The 16,116-nt window shown below is 72.3% G+C and carries 15 protein-coding genes; 8 read left to right on the forward strand and 7 right to left on the reverse strand.

Annotated elements, in window-relative coordinates; translation table 11 throughout:
- Positions 1–9: 9 nt before the first annotated feature.
- A complete protein-coding gene (locus V7793_RS03325) occupies positions 10–1,647 on the reverse strand; it encodes a PfaD family polyunsaturated fatty acid/polyketide biosynthesis protein (protein ID WP_335581361.1) in 1,638 nt (545 codons plus the stop codon).
- A gap of 7 nt (positions 1,648–1,654) precedes the next feature.
- Positions 1,655–2,827, reverse strand: coding sequence for a cytochrome P450 (locus tag V7793_RS03330; protein ID WP_335581362.1), 1,173 nt, complete (start codon positions 2,825–2,827; stop codon positions 1,655–1,657).
- Positions 2,828–3,304: 477 nt separating this feature from the next.
- Between V7793_RS03330 and V7793_RS03335 the strand changes: the two genes are divergently transcribed.
- Both V7793_RS03335 and V7793_RS03340 read left to right on the forward strand, forming a co-directional pair.
- Positions 3,305–4,432, forward strand: a complete 1,128-nt coding sequence (locus V7793_RS03335; protein ID WP_335581363.1) for a serine hydrolase domain-containing protein — start codon at positions 3,305–3,307, stop codon at positions 4,430–4,432.
- A gap of 29 nt (positions 4,433–4,461) precedes the next feature.
- Positions 4,462–4,626, forward strand: a complete 165-nt coding sequence (locus tag V7793_RS03340; RefSeq protein ID WP_335581364.1) for a hypothetical protein — start codon at positions 4,462–4,464, stop codon at positions 4,624–4,626.
- 34 nt (positions 4,627–4,660) lie between these two features.
- Here the strand turns inward: V7793_RS03340 and V7793_RS03345 are convergent, their stop codons facing one another.
- Positions 4,661–5,236: a hypothetical protein gene (locus V7793_RS03345; protein ID WP_335581365.1), complete on the reverse strand. Its 576-nt coding sequence runs from the start codon at positions 5,234–5,236 to the stop codon at positions 4,661–4,663.
- Positions 5,237–5,519: 283 nt separating this feature from the next.
- Here V7793_RS03345 and V7793_RS03350 point away from each other — a divergent pair, with 283 nt between their 5' ends.
- The gene (locus tag V7793_RS03350; RefSeq protein WP_335581366.1) at positions 5,520–6,650 is read left to right on the forward strand and encodes an ABC transporter substrate-binding protein; all 1,131 of its coding nucleotides are present in this window, start codon (positions 5,520–5,522) and stop codon (positions 6,648–6,650) included.
- A 616-nt stretch (positions 6,651–7,266) separates the two neighbouring features.
- On the opposite strand, the gene V7793_RS03355 is transcribed toward V7793_RS03350, so the two are convergent.
- The 4 genes from V7793_RS03355 to V7793_RS03370 all read right to left on the reverse strand — a co-directional run bounded on the left by V7793_RS03355 (position 7,267) and on the right by V7793_RS03370 (position 9,269).
- Entirely contained in the window at positions 7,267–7,473 is a 207-nt protein-coding gene (locus V7793_RS03355; protein ID WP_335581367.1) for a hypothetical protein, read from the reverse strand.
- Positions 7,474–7,697: 224 nt separating this feature from the next.
- Entirely contained in the window at positions 7,698–7,892 is a 195-nt protein-coding gene (locus tag V7793_RS03360; protein WP_335581368.1) for a hypothetical protein, read from the reverse strand.
- 136 nt (positions 7,893–8,028) lie between these two features.
- Positions 8,029–8,598 carry an N-acetylmuramoyl-L-alanine amidase gene (locus V7793_RS03365; RefSeq protein ID WP_335581369.1) on the reverse strand — a complete coding sequence of 190 codons (570 nt, stop codon included), beginning with the start codon at positions 8,596–8,598 and terminating at the stop codon, positions 8,029–8,031.
- 92 nt (positions 8,599–8,690) lie between these two features.
- A complete protein-coding gene (locus tag V7793_RS03370; RefSeq protein ID WP_335581370.1) occupies positions 8,691–9,269 on the reverse strand; it encodes a TetR/AcrR family transcriptional regulator in 579 nt (192 codons plus the stop codon).
- A 353-nt stretch (positions 9,270–9,622) separates the two neighbouring features.
- Here V7793_RS03370 and V7793_RS03375 point away from each other — a divergent pair, with 353 nt between their 5' ends.
- The 5 genes from V7793_RS03375 to V7793_RS03395 all read left to right on the forward strand — a co-directional run bounded on the left by V7793_RS03375 (position 9,623) and on the right by V7793_RS03395 (position 16,113).
- Positions 9,623–10,273, forward strand: a complete 651-nt coding sequence (locus V7793_RS03375; protein ID WP_335581371.1) for a (2Fe-2S)-binding protein — start codon at positions 9,623–9,625, stop codon at positions 10,271–10,273.
- Positions 10,270–11,262: an FAD binding domain-containing protein gene (locus V7793_RS03380; RefSeq protein ID WP_335581372.1), complete on the forward strand. Its 993-nt coding sequence runs from the start codon at positions 10,270–10,272 to the stop codon at positions 11,260–11,262. Before V7793_RS03375 ends, V7793_RS03380 begins: the two co-directional genes overlap by 4 nt.
- Positions 11,259–13,400 (forward strand): xanthine dehydrogenase family protein molybdopterin-binding subunit, encoded by a 2,142-nt coding sequence (locus V7793_RS03385; RefSeq protein WP_335581373.1) that lies wholly within the window; start codon positions 11,259–11,261, stop codon positions 13,398–13,400. The genes V7793_RS03380 and V7793_RS03385 overlap by 4 nt, the downstream gene beginning before the upstream one ends.
- Positions 13,393–14,538, forward strand: coding sequence for an XdhC/CoxI family protein (locus tag V7793_RS03390; RefSeq protein ID WP_335581374.1), 1,146 nt, complete (start codon positions 13,393–13,395; stop codon positions 14,536–14,538). The genes V7793_RS03385 and V7793_RS03390 overlap by 8 nt, the downstream gene beginning before the upstream one ends.
- Before the next feature lie 255 nt (positions 14,539–14,793).
- The gene (locus V7793_RS03395; RefSeq protein ID WP_335581375.1) at positions 14,794–16,113 is read left to right on the forward strand and encodes a cation:proton antiporter domain-containing protein; all 1,320 of its coding nucleotides are present in this window, start codon (positions 14,794–14,796) and stop codon (positions 16,111–16,113) included.
- The last annotated feature ends 3 nt before the right edge of the window (positions 16,114–16,116 follow it).

Consider the following 16,116-nt stretch of genomic DNA (forward strand, 5'->3'; position numbering starts at 1 on the left):
CGACAGGGGCTAGGCGAGCCGCCGGGGCCGGAAGGCGAAGGCGGCGGCGGGCACGGCGACGCCGTGACTGCGCAGTTGATGGGCTCGGGTGAGGACGGCCGCGCCCTCCAGGAGGTTCAGGGCGATCTGGACCACGTCGCGCCGGCCCGGCTCGGCGAGGAAGCTGTCCGCCGCCCAGCGGTTGAACGCTCCCATGGCCGGGCCGCACCAGATCTGGTAATCCGCTCGGCGTTCGGCGTTCCCCGCCACCGCCCAGCGGCTGGACATGCCCAGGTACCAGCGGAAGGCCAGCGCCATCCGGTCCCGGGGATCCTGCTCGGCCTTCCGGAGCCGGGACGGGTCCCGCTGCTCCCAGAAGCGCACGGTCTCGGCCCAGACGGCGTCGAACGACGTCCTGAGGATGTCCTGTTCGACCCGGGCTCGCTGCCCGGGCGGGATGTCCTCCCAGCTCTCGTGGTCGCGGTAGAGCTCGTAGAGCAGGGTGGCGCGCCCGGCGAAGAGCGTTCCCCTGCGCAGCACCTGGAGCTTCACCCCGAGCTCGAACATGTCGGCCGCCGGTGCCATGGTCACGTCGGCGACGTCGGCCCGCGCCAGCATCGCCTTCGCGTCGTCCGACAGCCCCGATTCCCGGGTGGCCTGATTGACGGAACCGGTCAGGACGTACGCCGCGCCGAGGGCGAAGGCGCCTGCCACCGCGGCGGGCGTGCCCAGCCCGCCCGCCGCCCCGATCCTGATGCCGCGGTCGTAGCCGTGTACGGCCGTGAGCTCGTCCCGCAGGGCGAGCATGGCCGGCAGAAGGACCGTGAGCGGCCGGTTGTCGGTGTGGCCGCCGCTGTCCGCCTCGACGGTGACGTCCTCCGCGACGGGCACTTGGGCGGCCAGCTCGGCCTCGTCCGCGGTGAGCTCCCCCCGCTCCACGAGAGCGCGCACCAGGGGCTCGGGGGCCGGCGCCATGAAGGGCCCCGCGACCTCGGGCCGGGACACCTTGGCGAACAGCCGGGTGCCGCGCAGGATCCGCCCGTGGGGTCCGCGGCGCAGCCCGCGGGCGGCGACCTTGATCACCGCGGGGGTGAGTGCCATGAACGCGGAGGCGGAGACGGCCGGCACGCGGTGGCGCAGGGCGATCTCGGCGACCCGGTCCTCCAGCACCGGCTCACCGGGCGAATGGATCAGGTTGACGCCCCAGTTCGGCTTCCCCGCGAGAGCGGAGGCCAGCTCGGAAACCGCCCGTTCGACACGCTCCGGATCCAGTCCGGCGGCGCCGAAAAAGCCGAGCATGCCCGCCCGGGCCATGGCGGAGACCATGGCCACGGTCGCGATGCCGCCCGCCATCTCCCCGGCGACGTAGGGGAACCGCACGCCGTGCGCCTCGCCGAAGGAGCGGTCCCCGAGCCACTCCGGGTACAGCGGTGGCAGGGTGCCCAGCAAGGGCAGCCCCTGCCGGCCGGGGACGACCGGGCCCGTGGCACCCCCTACGGCGATCCCGATCCCCCGTCCCGCGGGGGCGGTCACGAGATGGACGGCTTCCCTGATGACAACCGCCGCGCTCAGGATCTCCGCCGGCGTGAAGGCGGCCGGGCGGTCGCCCGGATACCACCGGACGGATGCGGTGGGGGCCGGAGAGGCAGCCGGACGAGAAGAGTCCATCACGGCGTCAGCCGCGGGCTGCGCGATCGCCGGCCGCCGCGAACCGCAGCGACGTGTGATCGGCCGTGCGAGGGAGGGGTCGTTCGGGTCCGAGACGGTTCGACGAGGTGATGCGCCAGTCGTGGCCGAGCAGTTCGGTGAGGAGCACGGCACTGGTGGAGAGGACGATCTCCTTGCCGAGGCACTGGGCGGGGCCACGGCTGAACGGTGCGATCGACCAGTCCGCCTCGGCCCGCCCGTCGAGCCACACCTCGGGTTCGAACCGGTCGGCGTACGGAAGGCGCCGGGCGTCCCGGTGGAAGAACGGGGTGCAGGCGATCACCGCCGCGCCCGCCGGAAGCGTCCAGCCGCCCGGCCAGTGCGTCTCGGCAGTCGTGTCGCGCACGAGGGCCAGGGTCGTGGGCCACAGCCGCTGGGCCTCCAGGACGCAGGCCCTGAGGTACGCACGGTCCGCGCGGGCCCTGGCCGAATGCTCCGGGCGGCCGGCCAGGAGACCGAGCGTGAGGTAGTCGGAGACAGGGGCGGCGTCGAAGGCGAAGAACCAGTGCTGCATCTGGGCCACGGGGTTGATCTCGGCCGTGGCAGGGGTGGCACTCACCGCCCGGGCCAGGCCGCCCGGCTCGGGCAGGTCGATGTAGTGCCGGCAGCGGACGAACAACTCATTGCGCAGACGATGGCGTTTGCGGTGCAGCATGAACCAATTGCCGTCGCTGCGCAGCTTGTCCCGTAGCTCGGTGATGCGCTCGTCGTCCCGGGCGGCGTCACCGAAGACGATCCGGCGCACGATGCGTTGGTAGGCGCCGCGGAACCGCTTCCACGTGAGCGGGCCCCCGACGAGCAGTGGCCGCGCCTCCTCCTCGACGGCTGCCCGGCAGGCGTCGCGGAACCACTGCCCGGCCACGCCATGGTCGATTGCGGCCTCGTTGAACCTGCGCCGCTCCGCCTTGAGGGAGCCCGGAGTGATCAGCACGGCGTCCGGCTCGAAATGTGACAGGGCGGCCATTTTTTCGCGGTTGGCAGTCGTGAACGACACACCGGTCTCGGCGAGCATGCGGCGAGCGTCGTCGGCCGAGAGGAGGATGAGACCTGTCCTGCCGAAGGCGTTGACGAGCACCGGCCCCGGACCGTGACGCTCGCGCAAGTCGTCCAGAAGGCGGCAGCCCCAAGCGTGGGTGTCCATTGCGGCCGTGAGCCTCACTCCCAAGGAGCGACGGAGACAGGCTCCCTGGACGAGGGTGGGGAGCACGCCGATCACGAACAACCGCACGACGTCGGCCCGGCCGGCTCGGGTAGGTCCTGGTGCCACGACAGCGACTCCTCCCGCCCGGGAAGCTTCCGGGAAGAGGCTGCCCGGCGCATTCCCCGCTACCCGCAGGAGGAATCGAGCTCACCCGATCAGGTGAGTACGCACGCTGTGGCTACGACGGCCTGCACCGGCGGGGCGCTGACGCTCGGGCCGACATGGACGGTGTGCCGGGCCATGACGTGCACCCGTTCACGCTCGGGCACGGGGCTTCCCTGGGCCCGGCGACGGCCGTTGCGGGGGCCATCGCAAGGAGTGCGGCGGCAGCCGGCGTCAGAAACGTACGTATCTCATCTCGACTCCGAACATCGCAGCGGGCCTCCCTCGGTGTCCGGATCGGAGATCTTGTACAGCATGGAGATTCACGGCAGTTGCAGCGATCGGTTCAGCGCCGTACGAGCGGAATTCGCCGACTCCCTGCGCAGCGGCGCGGACGTCGGCGCCTCGGTGGCGGTCTACGTCGACGGCGAACCCGTCGTCGACCTGTGGGGCGGGCACGCGGATCAGGCCCGTACGCGGCCATGGCGGCGCGACACCGTCACCAACGTGTGGTCCATCACGAAAACGATGACCGCGCTGTGCGCTCTCCTCCTCGCGGACCGCGGGGAACTCGATCTGTCCGCACCGGTCGCGAAGTACTGGCCCGAGTTCGGTACTGCAGGCAAGGAGCACATCAAGGTCCGGCATCTGCTCGGCCACACCGCCGGACTACCCGACTGGGACCGGCCCATGACGCTCGGCGACCTGTGCGACTGGGAGAAGGCCACCACCCTGCTGACCCGCCAGACACCCCGCTGGAAGCCTGGCACAAGGTCCGGTTACCACCGTTTCACCCACGGCTTCCTGATCGGCGAAGTCGTCCGCCGCATCAGTCAGCAGTCGATCGGCACCTTCTTCGCGGAGCAGCTTGCCGCCCCACTGGGCTCCGACTTCCACATAGGCCTGGAAGCCGAACACGATCACCGCGTCTCCCACGGCATCCCCGCGGCCGGTTCCGCACCCGCACCCGCCGCCAGCCCCCGGGTGACCATCCCGGTCGGCGCCTACGTCACGACCCAGGACACCTGGACCGTCCAGTGGCGTCGCGCCGAGATCCCGGCTGCAGCGGGCTACGGAAACGCACGATCCGTCGCCGCCGTCCAGTCGCTGCTCTCCTCCGGAGGCCGTACGCCTTCGGCGCGCCTCCTCTCCGAAGCCGCCTGCCGCTCGGTATTCGACGAGCAGTCCCACGGCATCGACCTCGTACTCGGCATCCCCTTGCACTTCGGCATCGGCTACGCCCTCAACGCCGCCGACACACCGGTCACCATGGCCGGCCCGCATGCGTGCTACTGGGGCGGACGAGGTGGATCGCTGATCGTCAACGACCTCGGCACACGCATGACCTTCGCCTACGTGATGAACCGGATGACCAACCTCGGCCTCGCCGACCCGCGCGGCCACGCGCTCCTCCGTGCCACGTACGAAGCGCTCACGCCCTGAGGAGGGGCGCTACACCGGCCGGGAGGGCCTTGGCGATCTTCCTTGTTTGCCTGTGTGACGACGGCACGGTGACCCACGGGTCGAACCTGCGGGTGGACATGCTTTGCGGGCGTCTCGTCCAGCCGACGGTGTACCGGCTGAGCGTGTTCGTCGAGCACGCGCCGCCGCGCCTCGCGCCGTCGTGGGAGTCCTGAGCCTTCGAGCGGGGCCCGGCAGGCCCTTGGCCGCCTACGAGGCCGACGGCGTCGGCGCCGCCGCCTCCGCGGCCGCGTAGATGTCCCGGAGCCGCGCGGCCAGGGCTTCGTACGCCGCGTTCGCCTTCTTGCTCACGTCGGTGAAGTCGACCGGCGCGTCGAGGGAGACGCCCGAGGCCGCCCGCGTGATGGCTTCCTCCGCGACGTCGGCCAGTGCCCGGACGTTGTGCGCGAGGATGAAGCCGATCTGGGAGCGCAAGGCGTCGAGAGCGGCGTCCGAGGCATCGGATGCGTCCGTCACGGGCTGCCGGAGGCTCTCCGGGGGTTCGGACGGTTCTGCTTGCATGCGCGACCTGTACAGATGCCGGGCGGAACTGAAGGCGAGGAGAGCGGCCATCGCGTTCCGCAGCAAGGTGTTCACTTCCACCAGATGCGTCAGCTCGAACGTCTCACGGCGCTCGGCGAGCACCTTGTAGCGGTCGGCCCTCCTGGCCAGTGCTTCGCGCCTGAACTGGGATCGATTGTTGAAGATCCCTGTCGCCAGGACCGTGGCCTGGCCGAGCAGCATCGACGACACGATCCAGAACCAATTCCAGCCCCCCGCAGCCATACCGGTAGTTTAGGGACACCGAGGGGAGCCCGGCGGCGAGTTCCGTTTCCCGCATCCGAGGCGTTCCCCGTCCTCGATCATCGACGCCGAAGCACCAGGCTCTACCGCCCGGGCTGCCCGAATCCGTGCGAGGCCCGGGGCACACCTGCGCACCCCCACCCCCGCACCGCACCCGCACACCCCGGCACCACTCCTTGAACATTCAACGAGAGCGTCCTAGAGTGAGCGCTCGGAAATCGTTGAACTTTCAAGATCTCCCGCCTCCCCCCATGAAGGAGCCTTCGTGAAGTCCCCCCGAAAGGCCTGGGCCACCGCCGTCGCCCTCGGCGTCCTCGCCGCGAGCGGAGCCACCGCCGCTGCCGCCACCCCCGCCGCCCGCCCCGCGCCGAAGAGCGCGAGCGAGGACGAGCAGCTGCAGAAGCTGTACCAGGAGGCCGTCGCCGAGGGCGGACGTCTGGTCGTCTACGCCGGCGGCGACAAGCCGGGCCAGGCCGACTCCCTCAAGAACGCGTTCGTCAAACAGTTCCCCAAGATGAAGGTCGACACCGTCGTCGACTTCAGCAAGAACCACGACGCGCGCCTCGACAACCAGATAGCCGAGCGCAAGGTCGTAGCCGACGTCGTCCACCTGCAGACCCTCGACGACTTCCCGCGCTGGAAGAAGGAGGGCGCGCTCGAGAAGTACAAGCCGGTCGGCTGGAACAAGGTCTACGACCAGGTCAAGGACAAGGACGGCTACTACACGGGCCTGTTCTTCATCGCCTTCGCCAATGTCACCGCCACCACGCTCGGCAACAACGCGCCCGTCGAAGCCCAGGATTTCCTGAAGCCCGAGTTCAAGAACAAGCTCGTCTTCACGTACCCGAACGACGACGACGCCGTTCTGTACTACTTCAAGCAGCTCACCGACAAGTACGGCACCGACTACCTGAAGAAGCTCCTCGCCCAGAACCCCAAGTTCGTCCGCGGCACCGCGGACGCGTCCGGCCTGGTCGGCACCGGCGACTACGTGGCGAACTTCGGCAGCTCGGGCAGTGCGAGCGGCCTGTCGAAGACGAGCATCCCGGAGAAGTCGCCGTGGGTCGCGTGGCCGCAGACCGGCGCCATCCTCAAGGACGCCCCGCACAAGGCCGCCGCCAAGCTGTACATGAGCTGGATCCTGTCGATGCAGGGGCAGCAGAACCGCTGGAGCGCCCGCACCGACGTCGCCACCCCGGCCGGCCGCAAAGGCATCTTCGACTACCCGAACATGAACCCGCTCGGCCTGGGCGCCTTCATGAGCGACCGCGCCGCCCTCGACCGCTACAAGGCGCTCATCAACCTTTACGTCGGTGACGTCAAGGGCGCCAACCCGGCCGACCCCGAAGGCCGGCTCGGCCTGTACCCCGTCGACCAGAACGGCACCCAGGGCTAGAACCCTGCAGGCAACCCGGAAAGTGGCCCCGATTCCCCCGCACGGCGGAGGGCACGCCCTGGAATCGGGGCCCAGGGATGACGCGCCGGCACCCGCAACAGAACAGCATGGAACCGCCGGCGAAGGCCGTCGGCCGGCGTGCTCGCCGTCGCCGCCAGGTGACGTCCGGGGACGTGTCGAAGAACGTCAGGCTTCCGCGCCACGCCGCCTCGGGATCCGTCCCGCGGGACGGCGAATGCACCGGATCCTGGGCCACATGCAGGACCGCCGACACCCGGCGGCGAAGGGCCGGGAGCCCGCCGCCCGACGCCGTCACGTCCGCGTGCGGCACGAAGCGGTCACCGTGCTCGTAGCGCACAGGAACTGCGGTGCCTCGCAGGGACCCAGGGGGACCCCGAAGCGCTCCGCCAGCTTCTCGCGGAGGGCTACGAAGCGGCGTCGTACCGGTTCCGAGACCACCGGCGGAACACACACGGTGCTGGTGCGCCGCACGTGGCGGTCGACCCGGCGGCCCGTGGGTGTGAGGACCTCGGCTGGTCGGCCCTCGCCCGCCCTCATGGCCCGGGCGAGTGCGTCCAGGCGAGGGGGTTCCACCACGGACGCGAACACCGCCACGTCACGGCTCGGCCGGAACATCCCCGACCCCCGTCCCGAGTGTCGTGTCGTCCTCTTGGCCGAGTCTTCGCAGCTCCCTCCGGGCGGCCGGCGTGATGCCGGCCCAGCTCCAGAAGACGCGGGTCAGCGTCTCGTCGTAGGCCGGGCTGGGATGCAGCGTCCACGCGAACGCTTCCCTGTGGTGCCGGTGGGCGTACGCGCCCAGCACGTTGAATTCGGAGAAGGGAAGTGTTCCGTCGCCGCCCGCCAGGGCGCCCCGCGGCGGAAGTGGCGATCCGGGGTGTACAGCATGCGGGGGCGGCCCGCGCCGTCCATCAGGTCCGCCGGGCTCATGGGGCGGCGGACCACGCAGTCGGAGTCGAGGTGCGCGATGAAGTCGGCGTCGGTGAGCCGGCCGGCGAGGACCTTGGTGACCTGCTGGCCCAGGTAGTCCTAGGCGTAGTCCGGGCACCGGATGATGCTGTTGGCCTCGATGCCGTACCGGGTCAGACGCGTCGCGCTCTTCCGGGGCACCACCACGACGACACGGCGGAATCCCGTACGGCGGCGCCGAACGGCGGACAGGCAGTGCCGGAGCCACGCGAAGTCCTTGGCATGGCTCCGGATGACGATGTCGACGGTCGGCACGGCGGCGCGGTTCCCCGGCCGCTACTGCTCGGCGCCAAACCCGCCTCGCCCAGCAGCCACGTGCTGAACGCCGCGCCTCCCGGACGGTCAGGTGGACCCGCCCGTGTCGCATTCCGCGAGGTCTGCCCCCAACGGCCTAATGTTTCCGTCCGTCGCCGAGCTCGGTCCAGAACGCCGACACGGCTTTCCAGGGGAAGAGCGGGCCGGGGTCGATCCGGCGGCGCACCTTCGCTTCGGGGCGGTCCTCTGCGGGGACCAGGGCGGTATCGAGATCGCTGTGCCGGTACAGGTCGGCGAGGTGGTGGAATTCGCCGCGAAGCGCCCTCAGCACTTCCCGGAGCGATTGCACCTGCGCGGCCGGGAACGGCTCGGTCGGGGTCTGGTGGTCGGTGTCGAACCAGCGGGGGTACCGCCCGCGGTTGATCAGTTCGATGCCGATGGACGAGGTGTTGTGTCCGCGGACGTGTTGTGCGACGCGTTCGAACGGCACCAATTGGTGCACCGCACCGTCCCGGTCGATGTACAGGTGCCCGCACATCCCGCGCCCGGTCTCGCTCTCCCGTGCCGTCCTGTCGGCTTCCAGCAGCGCCTCGTCGAAACCGGGCAGCTCGGTGGCGTGCAGCACGACCGCGGTGACGGTGTCGGGACGGCGCTCGGGCAGCCGGTGGTGCCAGCTGACGAGGTGTTCGCAGGCATAGCGTTCCATGAGGCCCATGATTGCCGACCCCAGGCACTGCCGGACACTCTGACGCCGAGTCAGGGAGCCCCGCGCCGGCCTCGCTCCCGGCCCGGGCACGGCTACCGCCCCGGCGCTCCCGCGCGCAGTCCGTCCATGACGAGGTCCAGCAGCCGGGTGACGCGCGGCTGCCAGTCCGAGCCGGGGTCGATCTGCCAGAGGCCGGCGATGGCGAGGAGGAAGTCGTCCGGGGAGACGCCCGGACGGATGGTGCCGGCCTGCTCGTTGGCGCGGAGCAGGAGGCCGGCCGCGGAGGTCACCGGGGCGTGCCCCGGCTTCGCCGGCCCCCCGGGCCTGCCGGTGGCCATGCGGATCGCGTCCGCCAGGCCGGCCTTGGTCATGGCGAACCGGGCGAGGCGGTCCATCCACTCGCGCAGGGCCCGGTCCGGTTCCCGCGTTTCGAGCAATTGGGCCGCCGTGTCGGCGACCTGCTGCATTTCGTAGCGGTAGATCTCGAGGACGAGCGCCTCGCGGTGGGGGAAGTTCCGGTAGAACGTGCCCTGCCCGACGCCCGCCTTCTTGGCGATCGCGCTCAGCGGGGCGTCCGGGCAGCGCGTCAGCTCGGCCACCGCCGCTTCGAGGATGCGCTCGCGGTTCCGCCTCGCGTCCGACCGCAGAACCGCGTCCTTCTTCTCCTGCACTCGTCCTCCCGGCGGCGCGTGCCCGAATCCCGCCCTTGTTAACCGGACAACTGTCCACTACGCTCCAATTGAACGGACAGTTGTCCGCTTGAGCTCACCATAGCGGCGGATACGGCCTGCCGGCGGCCGTCGCGGCACCGGCTTTGCGATCTCCGCCGCCTGCAGTGTTCCCGGACCCCACGTCGTCATGTACGCACAGCGCGCGATCTCCTACCCGGCCCTCCACCTCTGATTCGGCTCCTGATACGGCTCCTGACCCGGTTCCTGGTTCGGCTCCTGATACGGCTCCTGATTCGTCCGCCTGCCGGCCCGCCCCCTCGGTGCGCCCCCGGATACGCGAAAGAAGGCTGATCGTGACCCCACCCCCCTCATCACCCAGCACATCACCCCCCTCGACAACGCACAGCTCCGTCACCCTGGACATCAACGGCGCCAAGCACACGCTGACCGTCGATCACCGCACCACCCTCCTCGACGCGTTACGCGAGCGCCTCGATCTGACCGGCACCAAGAAGGGCTGCGACCAGGGGCAGTGCGGCGCCTGCACCGTCCTGCTCGACGGGCGCCGGGCCGTGGCCTGCCTGCAGCTCGCGGTGGCGGCCGAGGGACGGGCGGTCACCACCGTCGAAGGCCTCGCCGAAGGCGGTCGGCTGCACCCGGTCCAGCAGGCGTTCCTCGACCTGGACGGCTACCAGTGCGGCTACTGCACGCCGGGGCAGATCTGCTCGGCGGTCGCGGTGATCGAGGAGCACGCGGCGGGCTGGCCGAGCGCCGTCACCGACGACGTACGGCCCGAAGCGGGCCCGCCCCCGCTGACCGACGACGAGATACGGGAGCGGATGAGCGGGAACCTGTGCCGCTGCGCCGCCTACGTGTCGATCGTGCAGGCGGTCTCCCGCGCGGCCGCGGTCCGTACGGATTCTGCGGGCCACTCGGTGACCACGGAGCACGCAGCGGCCACCGGGCGCGCAGCGACCACGCCGGCCAAGAGGGCAGCCGCGTGAAGGAGTTCGGATATCAGCGCGTATTCGACGTCTCCGGCGCCCTCGCCCTGCTCGATGCCGACCCCGGCGCCCGCGTCCTCGGCGGCGGCACCAACCTCGTCGACCTGATGAAGGCCGGCGTCGAGCGCCCCGCCCGCCTCGTCGACGTGCGCGAGCTGCCCTTGGGCCGCATCGAGCCGACCGCGGACGGGGGCCTGCACATCGGCGCGACCGTCACCAACAGCGACCTCGCCGCGCACCCCGACGTCCGCCGCCGCTACCCGGCGCTGGCGCAGGCGGTGCTGGCCGGCGCCTCCGGACAGCTGCGCAACATGGCCACGGTCGGCGGCAACCTGCTCCAGCGCACCCGCTGCGGGTACTTCGCCGACGTGACCAGAGCCTGCAACAAGCGCGTCCCCGGCAGCGGCTGCTCCGCCGTCGAGGGCGAGCACCGCAATCACGCGATCCTGGGTGCCTCCGGCCACTGCGTGGCGGTCCACCCCTCGGACATGGCCGTGGCGCTGACGGCTTTCGGCGCCGTCGTCTCGTACGAGACGACCGGCGGCCCGGGCGAGTTGCCGCTGACCGGGTTCTACCTGCCCGTGGGCGACACACCGCACCTGGAGACCGCCCTGCCGCGGGGAGCGCTGATCACCGGCGTCACCCTGCCCCCCGCTCCGGCCTCCGCCCGCTCCCGCTACCGGAAGGTGCGCGAGCGTGCCTCGTACGCGTTCGCGATCGGCTCGGTCGCCGCCGCGCTGGACGTCCGGGACGGGGTGATCCGTGATGCGCGCCTGGCCTTCGGTGCGGTCGCGTCCCGGCCGTGGCGGGCCACGGCGGCCGAACGGGCGCTGACCGGGGCGCACCCGGGCGCCGAGGTGTTCGCCGCCGCCGCGGACGCCGAACTGGCGGCCGCCGAGCCGCTGCCGCACAACGGATACAAGGTGACGCTGATGCGCAATCTCGTGGTGGCGGTGCTGACCGAACTCGCCGAGGAGGCCACCCGATGACCACCGCCCCCACGGCGCGCAGGGGCGCCGTCGGCACCGCGCGCATCCGGGTGGAAGGCCGCGACAAGGTCACCGGCGCGGCCCGCTACGCCGCCGAGGTCCCCTTCGCCGGACTCGCCCACGGCTGGCTGGTGTTGTCCACCGTCGCCCGTGGCCGTGTCCGCTCGCTGGAAGCGGACGCGGTCCTCGCGATGCCGGGGGTGCTCGCCGTTCTCCACCACGGGAACGCCCCGCGGGTCGACACCGGCTACATCGGCCTGCTGGGGGTCCCGCCGGACCCGACCTGCGCCGTGTTCCAGCACGACCGGGTGCCGAGCATGGGCTGGCCCGTGGCGCTGGTCGTCGCCGAGACGCCCGAGCAGGCCAGGGAGGCCGCCGAAGCGCTCGTGGTGCACTACGACGAGGAGCCGTACGACATCGCGTTCTCCGGTGGGCGCCCGGACGCGTACCCCTTGGACGGCCACCTGCCGGCCGTCGTCGAGAAGGGGGACCTGGAGGCCGGCCTCGCGGCGTCCGCCGTCGTCGTGGACGCGGAGTACACGACCCCCGAAGAGCACCACAATCCGATGGAGCCGCATGCGGCCACGGCCCGCTGGGACGGCGGCCGGCTCGAAGTCGTCGACTCCAACCAGGGCACCACCTGGGTCGCGGGCGAGCTCGCGAGCCTGTTCTCGCTCGACCCGGCCTCGGTCCGGGTGCGGTCCGAACACGTCGGCGGCGGGTTCGGCAGCAAGGGCCTGCGCGCCCATCAGGTGGCCGCCGTGATGGCCGCGACCCTCCTCCGCCGCCCGGTGCGGGTCGTACTGACGCGCCGCCAGATGTTCTCGCTCGCCGGCTACCGCAGCCCCACGGCACAGCGGGTCAGGCTGGGCGCCGACGCCGACGGGCGGTTGCGCGCGCTGGAGCACCGCTCGCTGAGCCTCACCTCCACCGTGTACGAGTTCATCGAGCCGAGCGCCGCCACGGCCCGGGTGATGTACGACGCGGACGCCCACCACACGGCCAACCGGGTGGTGCGCCTCGATGTGCCGACCCCGAGCTGGATGCGCGCACCGGGCGAGGCGCCGGGCTCGTTCGCGCTGGAGGCGGCGCTCGACGAACTCGCCGAGAAGTGCGGCATCGACCCGATCGAGCTGCGCGTGCGCAACGAGCCCGTGCGGGGTCCCGTGTCCGGCCTGCCCTTCAGCGGCCGCCATCTGCTCGCGTGCTTCCGGGAGGGTGCCGGCCGGTTCGGCTGGGCGGATCGCGATCCCCGTCCCGGCGTGCGCCGTGACGGGCGCTGGCTGCTCGGCACCGGCACGGCGGCGGCCTCCTTCCCGGTGATGGCCCGGCCGTCCACGGCGGCCGTGACGGCGGAGGCGGACGGGACCTTCACCGTACGGATCTCCGCGGCGGACATCGGCACCGGCGCACGGACCGCGCTCACCCAGGTGGCCGCCGACGCGCTGGAGACCGGGCCGGACCGCGTCCGGGTGCGGATCGGGGACAGCGACTTCGGGCCGGCGATGATCGCCGGGGGTTCGATGGGCACCCGCTCCTGGGCGTGGGCGATCACCGCCGCGGCGGCCGAGTTGCGCGAGCGGCTCGCCCTGGGCGCCGGCATCCCGCCGCAGGGGATCACGGTGCGGTCGGACACCACCGCGGCCGTCGCGGCCCTCCCTCCGAAGGAACGGCACTCCTTCGGAGCCCAGTTCGCCGAGGTCGCCGTCGACGCCGGCACCGGCGAGGTACGGGTGCGGCGCATGCTCGGCGTCTTCGCGGCGGGCCGGATCGTCAACCCGCTCACCGCCCGCAACCAGTTCGTCGGCGGAATGACCTGGGGCATCTCCATGGCCCTGCACGAAGAAGCCGTCCGGGACCGCGCCTCCGGCGGCCACTACGGCGCCGACCTCGCGGGATACCACGTCGCCACGCACGCCGACGTGCCGCACATCGAGGCGCACTGGATCGGCGACCCCGCCCCGGACCCGGACGACCCGGTCGGTATCAACGGCATCGGCGAGATCGGCGTCGTGGGCGCCGCGGCGGCCGTCGCCAACGCGGTCTGGCACGCGACGGGCGTACGCCACCGGAGCCTGCCCATCCGGCCGGACCGCGTCATCCGGGCCGGGACGAGCACGGGGGAAGCGCATGCTTGACATCGCCGGGGAGCTGCACCGCTGGGCCGGGCAGGGCCGGGACTTCGCCGTCGCCACCGTCGTGGCCGTCAGCGGGAGCGCCCCGCGCGGTCCCGGCGCCGCCCTCGCCGTCGACGGCGAGGGTACGGTCATCGGCTCGGTCTCCGGAGGCTGCGTCGAGGGGTCGGTGTACGAGCTGTGCCGGCAGGCGCTGGCGGACGGTGAGACGGTCGTCGAACGCTTCGGCTACAGCGACGACGACGCCTTCGCGACCGGGCTCACCTGCGGCGGGGTCATCGACGTCATGGTCACGCCGGTCGCCGCGGACGCCCCGTGGCGGGCGGCGTTCCGGTCGGCGCTGTCGGCCGTCGCCGCGGGCGGGCCGGTGGCGGTCGCACGGGTGGTCCGGGGTCCGGCCGGGCTCCTCGGCAGGGTCCTGCTCGTGCGCGGCACCGGAGCGTACGAAGGCACCCTCGGCGGCCGGGCGGAGCTGGACCGGACGGCAGCGGCCGAGGCCCGGGCCGTGCTGGACACCGGCCGCACCGGCACGGTCGAGCTCTCGGAGGACGGATCGCACTGCCCCGGTGGTCTCACGCTGCTCGTCGAAGCGAGCGTGCCGCCGCCCCGCATGATCGTCTTCGGTGCGGTCGACTTCGCCGCGGCGCTCGTGCGCGCGGGCAAGTTCCTCGGCTACCACGTGACCGTGTGCGACGCCCGCCCCGTCTTCGCCACCCGGGCCCGCTTCCCCGGGGCCGACGACGTCGTGGCCGACTGGCCGCACCGCTACCTGCGGCGCACCGCCGTCGACGGGCGCACGGTCCTGTGCGTACTCACCCACGACGCCAAGTTCGACGTACCCCTGCTGAAGGAGGCGCTGCGGATGCCGGTCGCGTTCGTCGGCGCGATGGGCTCGCGCCGCACCCACGCGGACCGCGACCGGCGGTTGCGCGACGCGGGCGTGACCGACCGGGAGCTGGCCCGGCTGCGGTCGCCGATCGGCCTCGATCTCGGCGCCCGTACGCCCGAGGAGACGGCGCTGTCGATCGCGGCGGAGATCGTGGCGGCCCGGCGGGGCGGGACGGGAGTCCCCCTGACCGAATCGGGCACGCCCATTCACCGTGCCGCCGAGGGAGAACGGAGGGCTGAAGCGGTCGCCTGAAGACCTTGCGCCGCCGGTCGGCCTTCAGCCTCCTGCGGGCTTCGGCGGATACGCCGCGGGGCCGGCCCGGAGCACGTGTGCGTCCATCGGGTGAGCGTCCGCGTGTCCGGTGCCGCGGGGCGCACCGGACCGATCACTCTTCCTGGACAGGTCCGCCCGCGCGGGCACGGGGGGTGCGGTCGCCCCACCCGGCATCCGGGCGGTGCGGACGTCACGTCGGTGCACGGCGCGCCGCCGCGGGCCGGAGGAGGGACTGTGAGCGGAAGCGGCGGGTGGGCGGTGGCTGCGGTGTCCGCCGTCACCGGTGGGTACGCGCTGGTCTCCCGGCGTCTGGCCGCGACCGTCGTGTCGGCCCCGATGGTGTTCACCGCCGCGGGTGTGCTCATCGGTCCGGTCGGCCTCGGGCTGCTGGATCTGGAGCGCGACACCGGGCCGGTGCTCGCCCTCGCCGAGGTGGCGCTGGCGCTGGTCCTGTTCACCGACGCCGCCACCGTCCGTTCGGAGGAGTTCCGCAACGGCTGGTTCCTGCCCGTCCGTCTCCTCTCCGTCGGGCTGCCGCTGACCATCGCGGGCGGCGGGCTCCTCGCGTGGGCGCTGCTGCCGGGCCTGACGGGATGGGAGTTGCTGCTCGTCGGGGTGGTCCTCGCGCCCACCGACGCGTCGGTGGGCAAGGCCGCCGTGTTCGCGCGGCGCATCCCCGCGGTCGTGCGGCACGGGCTCAACGCCGAGTGCGGGCTGAACGAGTGCCTGGTCCTGCCGGTCTTCGCCGTCCTCCTCGCCGGACTGCCCGGGACAGCGGCCTCGCACCAGGGGGTGGCGGGAATCCTCCGGCAGGTGCTGCTGCTCAGCCCCGCGCTGGGCCTGGCGACCGGAGGGCTGGGCGGGGTGCTGCTGTCCAGGTCGTGGGGGGCCGGGCGGGTCACCGACGACTGGCGCCGCATCCTCCCCCTCGCCCTCGCCGCGGGGGCGGGCGCGCTCGCGGCGGCCACGGGCGGCAGCCCGTTCGTCGCCGCGTGGGTGGCGGGGTTCGCCTTCGCGGCCGCCCTGCGCGCGGGACCGTCGCCGGAGGCCGTACCGGCCGGTCAGGACGCCGAGGACGACACCCTCGAGTCCGTGGAGCACCTGGCGGCCTTCCTGGCTTCGCTGACCTTCCTGGTCTTCGGCGCGGTGCTCCTCGGCCCCGCACTCCAGCACCTGAGCCTGCACGTCCTCGCCTACGCGGTGCTGAGCCTGACGGCCGTGCGCATGCTGCCCACCGCCCTCGCGCTCGCGGGCAGCCGGCTGAGTCCCCCGACCCTGGCCTACACCGGATGGTTCGGCCCCCGTGGCCTGCCCTCTCTCGTCCTCGGGCTGCTGGTGGCCGCCGAGAAGGTCCCCGGAGCCCGGCTCATGGGCACCGTCATCGCGGTCACCGTCGGGCTCGGCATCCTCCTGCACGGCGTCTCGTCCGTCCCTCTCGCCGACCGGTACGGCCGGTGGTACGAGCAGGCAAAGGCCCGGCGGCCGTCCCTGCGGGAGGCCGTGTCCGACAGGGTGACCGGCGAGCACGTCCTGCCCGAGTGGAAGAACCGGTGACCC

This window comes from Streptomyces sp. KLMMK, from assembly GCF_036961605.1.
Classification (GTDB): domain Bacteria; phylum Actinomycetota; class Actinomycetes; order Streptomycetales; family Streptomycetaceae; genus Streptomyces; species Streptomyces telluris.